Below are 16,241 nucleotides of genomic sequence, written 5' to 3'. Positions count from 1 at the left end.
AGCTGTGGATACAATACGCTTAAACGAATGGGGCTTTGCCACCGACAAACCTTTTGTAATTGCTGGTCCTTGCAGTGTAGAAACACCGCAGCAGTTGGATGCAACTGTTGGGAAATTGGTAGAAAAAGGTATTCAGATCATTCGTGGAGGTGTATGGAAGCCTCGTACGCGTCCAAATTCTTTTGAAGGAGTAGGGGAGATTGCCCTTCCTTGGATCAAAGATATCAAGGAAAAGTACGGTGTAAGCTTTGCTATAGAAGTCGCTAGTCCATATCATGTAGAAAAGGCATTGGAGTATGGCATTGATATTTTATGGATAGGAGCCCGATCGACTGTTAATCCATTCACTGTTCAGGAAATCGCGAATGCTTTAAAGGGAGTGGACATTCCTGTATTGGTGAAAAATCCTGTTAACCCTGATTTAGCTTTATGGATAGGTGCTTTGGAACGAATCAATCAAGCTGGAATCAAGCGTTTAGGGGCTATTCATCGCGGGTTTTCCAATTTTAATGATCAGACATATCGCAACAGTCCTTTATGGCAGATTCCTTTGGAATTGAAGACACGCTACCCGGCAATTCCTTTAATCAACGATCCAAGTCATATCTGTGGTAAAAGGGATTTGATCCCTATGATTGCTCAAATGGCCTTGGATTTGGATATGGATGGACTGATTATAGAGTCTCATATCCATCCTGATGAGGCTTGGTCGGATGTAGCCCAGCAATTAACGCCCGATGACCTGGGTGTGCTTTTGGAGCAATTACATGTCCCTAATTCATCCGCTGAAAATCCAATTTTTAAAAGTAAATTAGAGTTGATTCGGGAGCAGATTGATGAGGTAGACAGGGCCTTGCTTTCCACCTTACGTCAGCGCATGAAATTAGTAGAACAGGCAGGCGTTTTTAAAAAGGAAAATGACCAAGCTCTTTTTCAAATGGAGCGATGGAAAAAAGTGTTTGAATCCAGACCCGAATGGGCTGTTCAAATGCAGCTAAATCCCGATTTTATCAAAGAGCTCTTCCAAATTATCCATGTGGAGTCGATCAAGGTGCAAGCGGAGCTGATGGAAGGAGTGGAGAAGAAAGGATCGTAGAAGCGAGATTTAAGAATCAAGAGACAAGAATCAAGAATCAAGAGGCGAGACTTGCCTGCTGCAAGCAGGAGGCTAGAAGCGAGAAATTCAGGACGTGACATGATGAGGGAGGGAACGGCAAAAAGTCCATAGGGGCGGCAGACTTGCTAGCTTCAACCCACAGATTGATGATAGCGTCACACCTTAAGTGCCGTAGGTACGACCGACAAAAGATAGGTTAGAACATCCGATTTTTGAGGGTTGGCCATAGAAATCTGCCACAGAGTGGAAGTTGTGTCTTTTGGTGACTTATTTTAACGGCGTGTAAATAGGAAGATTATTCTTAAAAAATGTCAAGTATTTTCAGGACAAGACACTTTCAAACATCAAAACATCCATTTTCCTTCTTATTCGCGTTTTCCACGCCTTCCGCGAACCCTCCTCCCTTTGCGTCAGCAAAAAAATCTGTGTGAATCAGCGTCAATCACATTTTCAATCTGTGTTCTAATTTTTCCGCGGATTCAGCGCTTTCTGCGAGCCTTAAGATTTCAAGAGTGAGTAAGTCAATTGGACCGGTAGCTTAGAAAGGATGTGACACTGACGATGGAAAAACCTACAAAGAGCATTCCATGAAATACAACCATAGCTAACTGTTCATAAGAAATTGCTAAGAAAAGCATGTATCCAAAAACCAAGGCCAAGCCAGCTTCCAAGTAGGTGGTGATAGGCATTTTTAGGGAATGGTAGGGATTGCTCCACCAAGTGTCAGATTTTTTTAGGTTGTATTTTGGAGTTCGGATAAAAGGTGATTTCTTCCCGGTGAGTCCTTCGATGACTGCTTGGGAATTGTGCAGCGAAAGCCCCATGCTGACCATCAAAAACAAGGGCAATTCCCATAAAAACTTGAGCGTACTTGCACCCTTGTATTTGGCTAAACTGATATTTGCTGAAAGATACACTCCAGCTACGATTACAAATCCAGCTAAGAAAATTTTTGCAATGGTAAATAACCATGTTGGCAATAATTCATTGTAAAAGCCCCACCAAATCGGAATAGAACTGATAGCCACTGTCAAAACTGCCACAAATAACACCGCATTCAATAAATGGGCAGTTGCATGCCATTTTTTATGTAAACTATGCTTTTCTCTCCAGACATTTTTCAAATGTTTGGTAGCACACTCAGCTCCTCCTTTGGTCCATCTAAATTGCTGGGATTTGATTGCTGACATGACCGGAGGGAGTTCAGCGGGTGATTCAATGTCTTCCCTATAAATAAATTTCCAACCTTTTTGTTGCGCTCGGTAGCTTAAGTCAAGATCTTCGGTTAAGGTGTCAGCTTCCCAGTTGCCGGCGTCTAGGATACAGCTTTTTCTCCAAATTCCACCCGTTCCATTGAAGTTGATAAATGCTTGCTGCCTGTTTCTACCCGTCTGCTCTACTGTGAAATGAGCATCCAAAGCAAAGGCTTGCAAGCGTGTAAAAATCGAATAATCCTCGTTGAGATGAGTCCATCTACTTTGTACCATACCGACCTCAGGATCCTGAAAATGGGGAATGGTTTGGAGAATAAAATTTGGGTCCGGAACAAAGTCTGCATCAAAAATGGCGATGAATTCACCTTGAGCTTGAGCTAATCCCTCTTTTAATGCCCCTGCCTTATAACCTTGACGGTTTTCCCGGTGGATAAAATCAAAGTTTATATCAGGATAATTTTTGATGGTTTTTTGGATAATATCAGAAGTACTATCTGTGCTGTCATCTAGCAGCTGTATTTCCAATAAATTTGTTGGGTAGTTAAATTTGGCTACTGCATGAATCAAACGTTCGACCACATAGCGCTCATTGAAAATGGGGAGTTGCACGGTAATTTTCGGCAGTGAATCATGTGGAATTACCGGTAAACTTTTTTCTTCTTTTGGTTTTTTCCAATACTGTATGAGCAAATCAGCTTGTGCAAATCCATACAACAATATAAACAGCATGGCTATAGCATACAGCAACACAAAGATGTAAAGTACAATCATTAGTTTTTGATCGTGATGGATTTGTTTCCAATGATGATAGGAAGGTCCTGCAATCTACCTTCTTCGTCGGCATTTTCCAATTTTAGCACCCCTCTTGGACACACGGAAGCGCAAACACCACAACCCACACAGGATGAGCGGACGATATTTTGGCCCCGTTGCGCATACCAACGTACATCGATGCCCATCTCACAATAGGTGGAGCAATTTCCACAAGAAATACATTGTCCTCCATTGGTGGTGATTCTAAATCTAGATTTAAAGCGCTGTACCATTCCTAAGTAAGCCGCCAATGGGCATCCAAATCTACACCAAACCCGATTACCCATCAAAGGATAAAAGCCTGTTCCGATGACTCCTGCAAATGCTGAACCGATAGCAAAGCCATAAATGCTGTGCAGTTGATTGGTCGCTTGTCCCAGCAATTCGAACTCCATAAAGTAATTGACAAGGGTAACAGCCGTCATCACCACTGCAAAAACCAAGACTCCATGAATCAGGTAGCGTTCAATACTCCATGCTTTTAAAGACTTATCAGAAAGCTGACGATAGGGGTCTCCGAGGGTTTCGGCTAAGCCCCCACAGCCACAGACCCAAGAGCAATACCATCGTTTTCCATAAAAATAGGTCAGCAAAGGGACTGCTACGATAATTAAAATAATCCCCCATATCAGCATAAACATTCCTAGTGCGCCTGAACTTGTCATACCTTCCAGTCGATAATCGTAGAAAAAGGAGTAATCGAGTGGCCAAATATTTTTGAAATCATGCCAAGGCATGTTGAATAGGACCAATATTTCTGGGAGCATAAAGGCAAAAGCCAACTGAAAAAACATTACCGAGCCAGTTCGTAGGCGTTGATAGGCATTGCCCTTATATTTTTTAAACATCCGTATCCCCATCACTAAAATAGCAATGGTGTAGATCAGTCCATATAAAAACCATTGGCTCGCGGGATTACCTGAAATGGCCATGCTGAGAGGATCTACCATTAGAATTAAATTAGTCAAATACTCCGGAAACCAGTAAAGGACTATGTAAAAGAGAATTAACCAAGAACCAGTGATAATGCCTAAAAGTCCCTTTGATTTCATGGATGAAAAATAAATACCATCATGTTTAATACCTGGAAGCTTTCCAGCATACATGGGCAGGATATAAAGTAAGGCTCCAACGATCGCAAGAAATACGGTGAGCCCCAAATATAACCATGGGTTTTCGGTAACAGGGCTTTGCGAGGATGCTTTGGTCAAGGGAAGTGCATAGTTATCCCAAATCACTTGATCCCAAGACTGACTCGCTTTGAGTGCGTCGTTATAGTTATTGAAATACTTATTGAAATCTGCAATAAAGGCAACATTGGAAGAATAGAGCTCTCCATACATAGGCTGCAAGATTTCCAACATCTGTTTTTGATGGATATCTTTGGTATTTTTCTCTACCAACTCTGGTCTAAGTGTATAGGATCCAATGAAAGGAAGTATACTGAAAAATGCCAAAGCCAAACAAAAAAGGACAATGCCTAGTGATTGTATCGTTTTCATGAAAATGCGGTTAATAGTCTTCTGATCAATCCTTTTTTTGGCAAGGATAGGCTTCTGTTTTTAGCTTTATTGTAAGCTAGGATTACTTGTGGAGTATAGTTTTTTGAAAATTCAGCATCAAAGTTGGCTCTATCCAAATGGCTTAGAATTTTTTCAAACAGCCAGCCCTCTTCAATTGCTCGATCAAAATAAGCATGACGCATGCGCCAACCAATGGTATTAATTCCCTTAATTGTCCCTACAGTTTTATCATAAGTGAAACGGATGGCTACAGTTCCTTCGTTGTTTTCCCAATAGAAAGTATCAAGTACCGCTGGAATTTTGTTTGGAACCCAACCGTAGGTTTGATATTCCAAGTCAAAAAACTTTGCAGAATTGAACCAAATTCCAGGTTTATAAGGCATTGGATCGGAGTGTGTAAGATTGTAAGCCAAGGTTTCTCCATGCATTCGGCCTGTGTACCATACTTGTTCGATGTTTTTACGATGGGAGCCGGGTGCCTCAATAAATTCCGCACAATCACCAATTGCATAGACATCTGGAACTGAGGTCCTGAAAAATTGATCCACCATCACCCCTTTATTAGTTGTAATAGTAGGTTGATTTTTTAAAAACTCAATATTTGGCGTAACGCCAATAGTAAGCCCCACAAATTGACAGGGTATTTCTTCGCCTGCAGCAGTACGTATGGCCCGGACGGCACCCTTTTCGTCGGAGAGGATTTCTTGTAATTCGCTAGCCAATCTAAGGTCTACACCGTGTGCCTTGATATGCCTATTGATGACTTTCGCTTCCTCTTCAGGTAATACATTGTCCCAAAAGTTTTTTTCCCGAACCAAAAAGGTAACATCTATATGACGGCTTTGGAGCATTTCAGCCATTTCGATACCAATTAAACCTCCGCCTACGATTACGGCATGCTGAATACCTTGGGTATTGGCTTCCATTTGCTCTAAATCCTGTAAACTGTACAATCCCTGTACACCTTTTAGATGTTCCCCTGGCCATCCAATAGTAAAAGGCTTAGAACCTGTTGCAATGATAAGTGTACCAAACGGTATGAGCTCTCCTTCACTGCTGTGAATTGTTTTTTGATGGAGGTTGATATCGGTGATCCAAGCTCGTTTTAAGTGGATTCTGTTTTTTTCCCAAAACCAATCTTCGTAAGGTTTGGTGTGCTCATACTTCATATGCCCCATGTAAATATACATCAGGGCTGTACGTGAAAAAAAATGCTCGGACTCTCCTGAAATCACCAAGATGGGAGCATCTGCATTGTATTTGCGGATGTGCCTGGCGCAAGTGATTCCTGCAATTCCATTTCCTATAATTACGTAAGGGGAATTATTCATTTAATGACCAATCATAGCTCAAGTGTGACACTTTCGCTTTCGGGTTAATTTTTATTGCTGAATATTGATTCAAGTAATCAATGATACTGCCATTTTTAGTAAAATCACCTTTGAACCAAGAAAAAATTTGGGAAATTTCCACGGCATTAGCGGAAATTTTATTTCTCTTGGGATCGTTGATAAAATCCACGGCAGTAGCTTGGAGTTGCTTTTCCAACTTTGCTGGCATGAAGGCTTCATTCAATAGTTTTGGACAGGAAAATGAGGCACAGTTTATAGCAAAGTGAATCCTTGGCTCATCAAATTCTTTGCGTAGAATTTTATGTTCTATCTCGTCTAAGCTTGCTTTCTTTCCACCGATTTCGAAAAATTCCAAATTCCAAACGGTATTGACTAATGGGATGTTGAGTTTGGGTTGGAGATCTTGTATGCTTTTCAATGGATAGTGGTCGATGATGAGTTTGACTGTAAATGCATTATAGGCATTGATCCAATAGGCCAATTGTTCATTTTGCGTCCAAGTTTTCCGATCAGGGGCATGTTGACTCAGGTTATCGAGATATACTTGTAACTTATTTTTGTCCTGAATGAATCCCTGATAGTTGACTTTTCCATCCACACTTACGTGAGTTTGTAATAGCTTATCCCAGATCTCGTGAGAGGGGGAAGAGGTACCTTCCATTCCAAGCTTAGAATTCCCACACGCTACTGGTACAAAGAGGAGAATGAATAATAGTTGTATGTATTGTAACATATGTTGATGAAAGAGATTAGATGCCAGATACTTAAATTTAGAGGCTGGGTTTTAAGGTAGAAATCAAGTCTCAAGAAACAAGATGAACTCGGTTGGAGAAAAGCGAGTTTTCGCTATCGCATCAAGAATTATGTGCACTGTTTATCGTTCACTTTCCTTTGTTCACAATCAATCCCCATACACTTTCTCCCCTTTATTCAACCAAATACCCCAAGCTCTGTTGTAAGCATGGACTTTTTTGGTGGGTTGATCATCTTTGTAAACGGTATTTTCTTCATTGACCCAATGAAAAATACCTCCATAAAGATTGTAAACGTTGACATAGCCTGCTTCTTGTAGCTTTTTCCCAATATCTTGACTTCTCACGCCAATAGAACAATATACGATAATAGGTCTTGATTTATCTTTTTCTTGGATGGTAGAAATATCAAAATTGTTGTAACCAACATAGTGCGCATTTTTAATATGGGAAGTCTGAAACTCATTCCATTCCCTCGTATCCAATATCAGTGGATTTTTTAAGTTCGAAACTCCCTTTGGAGAAATAGTTGGGAACTCCTTGTCATAAAAAGTATCCAACAGTAATTTGAAAGCTGTGGATTGCGCATGACTTTGAAGGGTTATCAACCAACAAAATGCAATCATGTACAAGTGCCTACTTCTCATTTTTTCCACTAGAAATCTAACTCTTACAAAAGAAAAACCTTTTAACGGGAAAGTTAAAAGGTTTTGTATAAATGGTCTTCCAAATAAATCAGCCGTAGAAGTCAGAGATTCTTGCCAGCCCTTTTTTATCTAATACCAATATTTTCTTCCCTTCAAAAGCGATCAATTCATCTTTTTTAAATTCGGAAAGCAGCCTAATCACTGTTTCTGTAGCTGTACCCACTAAACCAGCTATTTCTTCTCTTGTTAGCATGACATCAATTTTTTCGCTATTTTCTCCATCCAAACCATAGGATTCGGAAAGCTTAAGCAAAGTAAACGCCAACCGCTCTCGGATGGATTTTTGGGTTGCGTCGGTCAGTTTTTCTTCCATTACACCCAAGTCCGAACAGATGGCTTTGGTGACTCTTCTATGGAAGTCATTGTCTTCACCGAGTACTTTTAAGAACGATTCTCTGGGGACAAAGCAAATTTTGGCATCTTCTATGATTGTAGCTGAATTGGAATACACTTCTTCACCTAAAAGGGAAGTATAACCCAAAAAATCACCTTTTTTTGCTAATCGTATAATCTGATCTTTTCCGTTGGAAGCGGTTTTATATACTTTGACGATGCCATCATTGATACAAAACACACCTAAAGGTTTGGTTCCTTCGTAAAATAATGTTTGTCCTTTTTTATGAGTAATGAAATTTTTATTGTCGGATAAATGACATAAATGCTGGTCTCCAAGTCCAGCAAACAAGGAAAATTTACGGCTGAGACAGAGTTCACAAGGAGTGGCTTTCTGCTGTACTTTCATAATCGGTAGTGTGGGTTTGAAGTAAAGATTATTCCTAAAATTAGCGAAAAATATGATGATTGTCACAAATTCATCAAATAAAATTTGGTAGGTCTGTCAACTGTTGGTAGTTGTTTACCTCTTTATTAAGTCTATAGAAAAAGTGTTGCTTACCATTACTAATTCCGATTATTTCCGCTTGAATGGTTTGGTTGTATACTGTGACCTGATTGACTGTTTTTTTATTGAGTTGTACTTCTGGAGCTTTACACTCTATCAGCAGCAATGGTTCTCCTTTTTGGTTAAACGTCAAGAGATCAAAGCGCTTATTTAATGAATTGTATATCAATCCTTTCTCTAAAGAAATCAGGCTTTTGGGATAATTTTTAAATTGGATGAGGTATTGAATCATGTGTTGTCGCACCCATTCCTCAGGAGTCAAGACCAAATATTTTTTTCTCAATTGATCATAAATATGGATTTTACCTTCCACGTTTTTCAAGTCAAATGAAAATTCAGGAAAGTTGAGCTTCTCTGTTAGGTATGCATATCGCTCTGGGATCATGTAGCAAATATCAGTGCTTTTACTGGGAATAGAAATCAAATTTTCGGGAATGAAGAGAGTATTACAGTTTTTTAAACATCTTAGGAATTGTTCTATCAAAAAATTTTCTTGAACTATTTTAATGAACTATATTTGAAGAACTCCAACTATTTGATAAAATGAAGAAAATCATTGAAACAACCGATATTCAGAAAACTTACAAAATGGGTACAGAAGTGGTGAATGCACTTCGTTCGGTTTCTATTGAAGTCAACAAAGGTGAATACGTTGCCTTTATGGGACCTTCGGGTTCAGGCAAATCTACGTTGATGAACATTATCGGTTGTTTGGATACGCCTACGGCTGGCACCTATATTTTGAATAATAAAAATGTCTCTGATATGACAGAGAATGAGTTGGCAGAGATTCGGAATAAGGAAATTGGCTTTGTTTTTCAAACGTTCAATTTGTTACCAAGAGCCTCTTGCTTAGAAAATGTAGCGTTGCCATTAATTTATGCAGGATATAGTAAATCCGATCGGGAAGAGCGTGCTTTTGAAGCCTTGAAAAATGTAGGATTAGCAGATCGGGTAGGGCATAAGCCGAATGAGTTGTCGGGGGGGCAACGTCAACGGGTCGCTATCGCGCGGGCATTGGTCAATGATCCCAGTATTATTTTGGCGGATGAGCCTACGGGAAACCTAGATTCCAAAACTTCTTACAGCATCATGGAGCTTTTCCATGATCTACATCAAAAGGGGAATACCATCATTATGGTGACGCACGAGGATGATATCGCACACTATGCGCACAGGATTGTCCGTCTCAAAGATGGTTTGGTCGAATCGGATACCATCAATCCTAACCCTACCCGAGCAGCGGTAGTTGAACCCATCATGTAAATCTTCTGATTAAATCCAATAAGATGTGTAATTTTGCAATCCATTTTGATTAAAGTCACATGAAGATTTATACTAAAACAGGCGATCAAGGGACCACTTCCTTGTTGGGGGGACGAAGAGTAATGAAATCCGATCTGAGGATTGAGTCCTATGGGACAGTTGACGAGTTGAACAGCTACATTGGATTATTAAGGGATCAGGAGGTCAATAAAGATCGTGAAGCGGTATTAAAAGAAATTCAAGATCGGTTGTTTACGATTGGTGCTACCTTGGCAACAGAGCCTGGGAAAGAAAATGTGAAGCGTCCGGATTTGTTGGAAGAAGATTTGTTTTTACTTGAAAAGGAAATTGACACCATGGAAGAAGGGCTTCCGATGTTGAAGAACTTTATACTTCCCGGTGGTCACCAAATTGTTTCTTTTTGTCATATTGCCAGAACCGTTTGTAGAAGAACTGAGCGTTGTGTGATTTCTTTGATGGAAGTCGAACACGTTGATGAACTAATTGTAAAATATTTAAATAGGCTTTCCGATTACCTTTTCGTGTTAGGAAGAAAAATCACTCAGGAGTTGGGTGTGGATGAGGTTACTTGGAAGCCGAGAAATTAAGGCATGAAAACAGCATTAGCTATAGAGGTTACCAAAACCTCTCAATCCAAATTAGCTCAGACAGATTTTGATAATTTGTTGTTTGGTCAGACGATCAGTGATCATATGTTTGTGGCAGATTATGAAAATGGAGAATGGGCCAATTCTCGTATTGTTCCCTATGAGCCCTTAAGGCTCAATCCTGCCAATGCCACCTTGCATTATGGCCAATCTGTTTTTGAGGGAATGAAAGCATACAAAAACGATGCAGGTGAAATACTCCTTTTCAGAGCTGATGCCAATCAAAAGCGTCTGAATGCATCTGCTCAACGAATGTGTATCCCTGAGGTGCCTGAGGAGATTTTCATGGAGGGTTTGTATAAATTATTGGAGGTAGATCAAGCTTGGATCCCACAAAAACCTGGTTATTCCTTGTATGTGCGTCCATTTGTATTTGCTACCGATGATTATTTAGGAATTCGCCCTTCTCAGAAATACTCTTTTATGATTTTCACGTGCCCAGTAGGTCAATATTATGCCAAACCTGTGTCTGTAAAAGTAGAGCAGACCTATACTAGAGCCGCCGAGGGCGGGACAGGTTTTGCGAAGGCTGCGGGTAACTATGCAGCTTCTCTGTATCCTGCTCTGCAAGCTCAAAAGCAAGGATATGACCAATTGCTATGGACCGATGGTAAAACCCATCAACATATAGAAGAGTCAGGAACTATGAATGTGATGTTTGTAGTTAACGATACCATCATCACAGCACCTACTCATACCGGCACCATTTTGAAAGGTATCACCCGTGAATCTGTTCTCATTTTAGCGAAAGAAATGGGCTATGTGGTAGAAGAGCGCTTTATGACTGTTACGGAATTGGATAAATTATTGCAGGCAGGTAAATTGACCGAAGCCTTTGGGACTGGAACCGCTGCCACTATTGCTCATATTTCCAAAATTCATGTCAACGGTCAAGATTATGAGTTGCCATCCAAAGATGACGATGCATTCTCTAATCAAGTATTGAAAAAATTGGATGCCATCAAGTATGGCAAGATAGCCGATACCCACGGATGGATCCGAAAAGTATAAATCTATCGATGATTCGGTAGTGCCAGTTTTAAGAGATGTGAAAAAAAAATGAGATAACCTGAATCCACTTTTGCGGAATTTCGGGTTGTCTCTTTCATTTTTTAGGGGGACTGTATCCACTGATGGCATTTTTCAATTTACAGATTTGGAAAGTAATCGTTCCACTTCTGCTCTTTCGACCCATTCATATATTTGCTGAAGTGCATCCGTAGCGTAGAAGTCTAAACCTATTTTTCTTGCTTGTCGGATATAAGCTATCCAAAGTATTGGGTCTTTACTGAATTGCTTAGCGTCTTGCAGGATGTTGTATTTATCTACTTCGTCTGAGGTATTTGCCAGGCTTTTCAATACTAAAGGGACCCAATAGGGATTCCTTGTGAGTCCCGATTCAGGATTGAGCAATTGACCTAGGGAATTTGTTGCATCAATTTCAGTTTTTTCCCCACGGATATAGGCCATCCAATCCTCTACCGCTGCTGCCTGAAGCGGGAAAGTTGTGTCTTTTTGCAAGACTGTTTTTATTGATTCAATGCTTGCAGTGCTTAGGAGATGCGCTTTATAAATCAATACATTGGTCGCAAAGGAAGCTTGGAGGTAATCTTGTTCGATGCTTTGAAGGTCTGACATCAATTCATCTTCCAGTTTGGTATGAAAGTTTTTCAGCGCCTCAAAATATTGGAGCTGGGGATTTTGTTCCAATTTTCCGTCTTCCCCCCAAGTCATCCAATAAGGGAAAGGTATCGTGAATTTTTGGTTGATTCGGATGGCTTCTATTGGTTTACCGCCAAAATAAAGAATGGCTAGGTGATGGGGTTTGAAATCAATAACGCCTCGCTCTTCAGCCACCAAAATATCAATAGCTGCTTTTTCTAAGTCAAGCTGCCCGGCCAATACCAAGGCACTCCAAAGATGATAGTACCCTGCGGAATTGGAGAAAATTTCGGAATTGCCTATCAAGTACTTCAAAGTTTCACCAATTTCTTTTGCTTGATATAGGCGAATCACTCGGCTATCTCGTAGGTTTCTTTCCCGAAAGGTGATCTCGGTAGTTGTTATAAGAGTATCTATCAATGCGAGGTCTTTTGTCAAGGATTCATGGGGTCTATTCGTCCACAAATTCCGAATTGCCGCTGTCTGTACAATGAAATTACCGGAAAAATCTTGCAATGTTAATGCCCCTTCCCAACTGTTGCCCAATCGATTGTCATGTGCCAGCTGATTGATTTTACTGAGAGGGTTAAGGAAGGTAGCTTGTAGTCCTTGATGTTCTCGTTGATGTTTGACATTCAGACCTATCCAATTTGCTTCAAAGACTGGGTTTTTATCTTTGAACTGATCTAGCTTCTCAATTGCTTCGGAGGGTTTGTTCAATTTAGATTGAAGCAGTGCAAGGTTATTCAGCAAGTATGGGTTATCTGGGAAAATCTTCAATCCTTTATCTAAGTAGAAAACAGCCTCAAAAACTTTATCCTGTTCGTGCAGGAGCTTGCTGATCAAAAGGAGATTGGGGACATTAGGGTTGAAGTCCATACTTTGTTCCAATTGTTCAAGCGCTTCTCGCTTATTGCCTTCCAAAAGGCGAAGATGTACAGCGGCATTTTTTGCTTTATCATTTTTACGGAACTGCATCCAAGCGCTTTCATACAAGATAGCTGCTTGTTTGGGCATTTCCGCATGGTAATAATAATCTGCTGCTTGATTTGTGCTGCCAGAGATTATATGATTGATGATAATGGTATTTCCAAATACAATCAAAATAGCCAAGCCCATAATTCCTCCAATTCTCATATGGAAGTAGGCAAAATGTTGAGGTTTAAAAATGATTTTTTCTACATCTTTTCCGCTATTGAGAATATCTAAAAAATTGGCCAGCAAGTAAGCGAAAAAAAGCAATGTGAAGGCCACCTGTCCGTATAGAAACACGTGGTTGAAAAATTCAATGTAGGGTTGATTTTCGACAAAAACAGCCTTCCCCCAGGTCCATAAGGTTATCCCGAAAAAAGATAAGTAAAGTGATTGACCAACAATCGGCTGTTCAAATGGCTGAGGTGTTTGCTTGATTTTTTCTTGATAAACGAAGTAACCAATAACTCCTGCAAGTACAAAAAGAAGGTATGGAGGGATTGTTGGAATGGGTAAATTGATTTCACCCAAGGTATCTAACAAGGTAGAAAACACCAACAGAAAATATACAATAAAGATCACTACTAAGTGGTAGGATATTTTTAGCTGTGTACCTTTATTTAGTTTGATTAGAAAAATTGTTACGCCTGAAAAAATAGCGTGTCCGATGTGAAGTAAAAAAAAAGCAGCAAGTGCAAGTGCCGGCAGTGTCAAGTTTTCGGCTACCAATAAGGCAGCAGCAGGCATATCACTAAAAAAAACTAATCCTATCAATGTTAGTGTCGCACTGGAAAAAACAAATGCAAATCGTTGGAGCAAGGACCAATGGTTTTGATAAAAGTTAATGAATATCAAGGGCGCAACCCAACCTATCAATAAAATAATCAACGCATAGTTACTATAAATCCCTCCGATATTTAGGCTGTTGATTCCTGAAATTGACAGCAATGCCATCCATACAGCCATCCCAATGATAAAAGGCGTACGTTTGAAGGTGCTGATCAGGGAAGAAGTCAGGGTAAGTAGAATCCAAGTGATGACGCCCCACAGTAAAGAGAGTTTGGGGAAGGTTAAGGGGGGGAGGGATTCAAAACTTTGCAGGAGAATAAAGTTTTCTGCCTGCATAGGGAAGATTTCCAAACCAAGTTGGATATAATCTAAAGGAACATTTACTGATTCTGCAAAAACCCCTGGAAGGATCTGGAAAATACCCCTCTCCCAAAACCACAGCGTGAATAAGAGAAAAAGCCCTCCCATTATCACGAGGAAAAGGGGAAGGCCTTTGAAGAAAACAATATTTTTGTCTCTAGTTGTTTTTAAGGACATTATTCTAAAACCTTTGGTACTCGGAAATAATCTGAATCTCGCTGAGGAGCATTTTTTAAGGCTTGATCGTGTGTCAAGTGTTCTCCTTCCACATCTTCTCGCATGACATTTACCTCTGAAGACATGGTAGTGATGGGCTCTATGTTTTCCGTATCGACTTCATTCAGCTGCTCTTCCCAGTCCAATATCTGAGTCATGTCACGTTTCATCTTTTCCAAACCTGCTTCATCAAATTCTAATCGTGCTAGGTGGGCAATTTTTTTGACGGTATTTACATCTACTTTCATAATTCTAGTGGTGTTTTATCTGCTTCAGCTAGATCATTATCAGACCATAACTGTTGTTGAATGATTTCGTAGCATTTTTCCCTGATCAGAGGGGTGTCTTTGCTGCTCAAGCCTTTAGTGTCAATGGGAGGGTGGATTACCAGTTTCCCTGACTTGAAATTCATGGTCAATTTTCCGTTATCAGGCAAAATTAAATGATTAAATGATAAGGTGACAGGAATTACCGGGATTTGTTTGTCCACAGCCATATTAAATGCTCCATCTTTGAATCGATTCAAGTGAGGAGGGGCTCCTGTAGTGATGCCTCCTTCTGGAAAAATAACGATGCTGCTGCCTTGATCTATGTATTGTTTAGCTCGGATAAGTACTTCTCCGCGACTTTTGGCACTTTGCCTGTCTACTGCGATGTGTAATTTTTTGAAGTAATAGCCAAACAAGGGAATTTTACGGATAGAGCTTTTTCCTACATAGACGACATCTCCAGGAATATACCCCATCATCGCAATGTCTATGTACGAGAAGTGATTGGCGGCAAACACATAGGGCTGTCCTTTACGAATATGTTCTCTTCCTTCGATTTTTACAGGCATAAATATCAGGGTAAAATACACCCGAGCCCAAAACTGATTGACTTTTCTCCCATACCGCTGCATACCTGGTATCCAGCTTGCTGCTAAGAATAATGGGAACAGCATCAAAAACGATAGTACAAATACTAGAAGGGCGTATCCGGTATAAATTTTCCTTAATAAAAGCATCTTACGAATTCACCATGTGATTAGCAACCTTTACAAAGTAATTCATCAATGCCTCCCGTATATCGGTTTCCATAGCTACTTCATCCATGGCTCTCAACATGCAATCCATCCAGCTGTTTCTCAAGTGTTGATCGATTTGCCATTGAAAATGTCTGCGGCGGAGCATGGGATGTCCTCGCTTTTCAAGGTACGTGTGTGGGCCACCGAATACGTGGAGCAAAAACCAGTAGAGCCGGTCCTCGGCTCCACTGAGGTCTTCTTCCGGATAAAGTTTTCGAAGGGTAGGTTCTTCGCGAACATTGAGGTAAAAATGCTTGACGAGCAAGCGAATTTTTTCATCTCCCAAAGTTTCGTAAATATTCGAATTCATTTATCCTGTAAATTCTGCTGTTTAATGCTGATGTCCATGTTCCCCATGCACATGTCCATGAGAGAGTTCCTCGGCTGTAGCTTCTCTTACTTCAGAGATTTCTCCCTCAAAGTGAAGATCAAATCCTACTAAGGGATGATTGAAGTCAAGTAAGATTTCTTCTCCTAAGTCTTTCAATACTTTCGCTTGCATAGGATAGCCATTTTCATCCATCAAAGGTAAGAAGTTACCTTCTTCCAACATCCCTTCTTCAAATCCCCTTTCAGAGCTGAATTGTGATTTAGGGATAGACATGATCATTTCATCATCGGCTTCACCATAAGCATCGGCTGATACCAATGTAAAGGCAAAAGATTCGCCTTGTTTTTTGCCCATGAGCATTTCTTCAAATTTTTCGGGAAGCCCGCTACTGCCAAATAAAAAATAAAAAGGATCTTCCTCATCCCTTACTTCTACACTGAATGGTGCAGATTCGATTTCATCAGCTTCTCTGCTGACTTTTAGTTCGTATGTCAGTCCTACGACGGTGTTGTTTGATATTTCCATGCTGCAA

At 40.3% G+C, this 16,241-nt stretch carries 16 protein-coding genes; 4 read left to right on the top strand and 12 right to left on the bottom strand.

What is annotated here, in order from left to right; all coding sequences use genetic code 11:
• Nucleotides 1–4 precede the first annotated feature (4 nt).
• Nucleotides 5–1,096, top strand: coding sequence for a bifunctional 3-deoxy-7-phosphoheptulonate synthase/chorismate mutase type II (locus IPZ59_RS18610; protein WP_236137541.1), 1,092 nt, complete (start codon nucleotides 5–7; stop codon nucleotides 1,094–1,096).
• A gap of 542 nt (nucleotides 1,097–1,638) precedes the next feature.
• On the opposite strand, the gene IPZ59_RS18605 is transcribed toward IPZ59_RS18610, so the two are convergent.
• The 7 genes from IPZ59_RS18605 to IPZ59_RS18575 all read right to left on the bottom strand — a co-directional run bounded on the left by IPZ59_RS18605 (nucleotide 1,639) and on the right by IPZ59_RS18575 (nucleotide 8,764).
• A complete protein-coding gene (locus IPZ59_RS18605; protein WP_236137540.1) occupies nucleotides 1,639–3,102 on the bottom strand; it encodes a cellulose synthase family protein in 1,464 nt (487 codons plus the stop codon).
• Nucleotides 3,102–4,646, bottom strand: coding sequence for a 4Fe-4S binding protein (locus IPZ59_RS18600; protein ID WP_236137539.1), 1,545 nt, complete (start codon nucleotides 4,644–4,646; stop codon nucleotides 3,102–3,104). Before IPZ59_RS18600 ends, IPZ59_RS18605 begins: the two co-directional genes overlap by 1 nt.
• Nucleotides 4,643–5,998, bottom strand: a complete 1,356-nt coding sequence (locus IPZ59_RS18595) for an NAD(P)/FAD-dependent oxidoreductase (RefSeq protein WP_236137538.1) — start codon at nucleotides 5,996–5,998, stop codon at nucleotides 4,643–4,645. The genes IPZ59_RS18600 and IPZ59_RS18595 overlap by 4 nt, the downstream gene beginning before the upstream one ends.
• On the bottom strand, nucleotides 5,991–6,752 hold the full coding sequence (locus tag IPZ59_RS18590; protein WP_236137537.1) for a DUF547 domain-containing protein: 762 nt from the start codon (nucleotides 6,750–6,752) through the stop codon (nucleotides 5,991–5,993). The genes IPZ59_RS18595 and IPZ59_RS18590 overlap by 8 nt, the downstream gene beginning before the upstream one ends.
• 168 nt (nucleotides 6,753–6,920) lie before the next feature.
• Entirely contained in the window at nucleotides 6,921–7,418 is a 498-nt protein-coding gene (locus IPZ59_RS18585; RefSeq protein ID WP_236137536.1) for a rhodanese-like domain-containing protein, read from the bottom strand.
• An 88-nt stretch (nucleotides 7,419–7,506) separates the two neighbouring features.
• Entirely contained in the window at nucleotides 7,507–8,220 is a 714-nt protein-coding gene (locus tag IPZ59_RS18580) for a Crp/Fnr family transcriptional regulator (RefSeq protein ID WP_236137535.1), read from the bottom strand.
• Nucleotides 8,221–8,293: 73 nt separating this feature from the next.
• The gene (locus IPZ59_RS18575; RefSeq protein WP_236137534.1) at nucleotides 8,294–8,764 is read right to left on the bottom strand and encodes a type I restriction enzyme HsdR N-terminal domain-containing protein; all 471 of its coding nucleotides are present in this window, start codon (nucleotides 8,762–8,764) and stop codon (nucleotides 8,294–8,296) included.
• A 158-nt stretch (nucleotides 8,765–8,922) separates the two neighbouring features.
• Between IPZ59_RS18575 and IPZ59_RS18570 the strand changes: the two genes are divergently transcribed.
• The 3 genes from IPZ59_RS18570 to IPZ59_RS18560 are packed head-to-tail and all read left to right on the top strand — an operon-like array spanning nucleotide 8,923 to nucleotide 11,324.
• Complete coding sequence (locus IPZ59_RS18570; protein ID WP_317208023.1) at nucleotides 8,923–9,645, top strand: ABC transporter ATP-binding protein; 723 nt, start codon at nucleotides 8,923–8,925, stop codon at nucleotides 9,643–9,645.
• A gap of 59 nt (nucleotides 9,646–9,704) precedes the next feature.
• The gene (locus IPZ59_RS18565) at nucleotides 9,705–10,253 is read left to right on the top strand and encodes a cob(I)yrinic acid a,c-diamide adenosyltransferase (RefSeq protein ID WP_236137533.1); all 549 of its coding nucleotides are present in this window, start codon (nucleotides 9,705–9,707) and stop codon (nucleotides 10,251–10,253) included.
• A 3-nt stretch (nucleotides 10,254–10,256) separates the two neighbouring features.
• Complete coding sequence (locus IPZ59_RS18560; protein ID WP_236137532.1) at nucleotides 10,257–11,324, top strand: branched-chain amino acid aminotransferase; 1,068 nt, start codon at nucleotides 10,257–10,259, stop codon at nucleotides 11,322–11,324.
• A 132-nt stretch (nucleotides 11,325–11,456) separates the two neighbouring features.
• Here IPZ59_RS18560 and IPZ59_RS18555 read toward each other — a convergent pair whose 3' ends face one another.
• From IPZ59_RS18555 to IPZ59_RS18535, 5 genes are read right to left on the bottom strand one after another with little or no spacing between them, the layout of a single operon-like run.
• A complete protein-coding gene (locus IPZ59_RS18555; protein WP_236137531.1) occupies nucleotides 11,457–14,273 on the bottom strand; it encodes a tetratricopeptide repeat protein in 2,817 nt (938 codons plus the stop codon).
• Nucleotides 14,273–14,560, bottom strand: coding sequence for an Asp-tRNA(Asn)/Glu-tRNA(Gln) amidotransferase subunit GatC (gene gatC / locus IPZ59_RS18550; RefSeq protein ID WP_236137530.1), 288 nt, complete (start codon nucleotides 14,558–14,560; stop codon nucleotides 14,273–14,275). Before gatC ends, IPZ59_RS18555 begins: the two co-directional genes overlap by 1 nt.
• Nucleotides 14,557–15,318: a lysophospholipid acyltransferase family protein gene (locus tag IPZ59_RS18545; RefSeq protein WP_236137529.1), complete on the bottom strand. Its 762-nt coding sequence runs from the start codon at nucleotides 15,316–15,318 to the stop codon at nucleotides 14,557–14,559. Before IPZ59_RS18545 ends, gatC begins: the two co-directional genes overlap by 4 nt.
• A 1-nt stretch (nucleotide 15,319) precedes the next feature.
• On the bottom strand, nucleotides 15,320–15,688 hold the full coding sequence (locus IPZ59_RS18540; protein WP_236137528.1) for a globin domain-containing protein: 369 nt from the start codon (nucleotides 15,686–15,688) through the stop codon (nucleotides 15,320–15,322).
• 21 nt (nucleotides 15,689–15,709) lie between these two features.
• Complete coding sequence (locus IPZ59_RS18535) at nucleotides 15,710–16,234, bottom strand: FKBP-type peptidyl-prolyl cis-trans isomerase (protein ID WP_236137527.1); 525 nt, start codon at nucleotides 16,232–16,234, stop codon at nucleotides 15,710–15,712.
• Nucleotides 16,235–16,241 lie beyond the last annotated feature (7 nt).

It is taken from the genome of Mongoliitalea daihaiensis (assembly GCF_021596945.1).
In the GTDB taxonomy this organism is placed as follows: Bacteria; Bacteroidota; Bacteroidia; order Cytophagales; family Cyclobacteriaceae; genus Mongoliitalea; species Mongoliitalea daihaiensis.
This window is presented reverse-complemented; position numbering and strand designations above follow the sequence as displayed.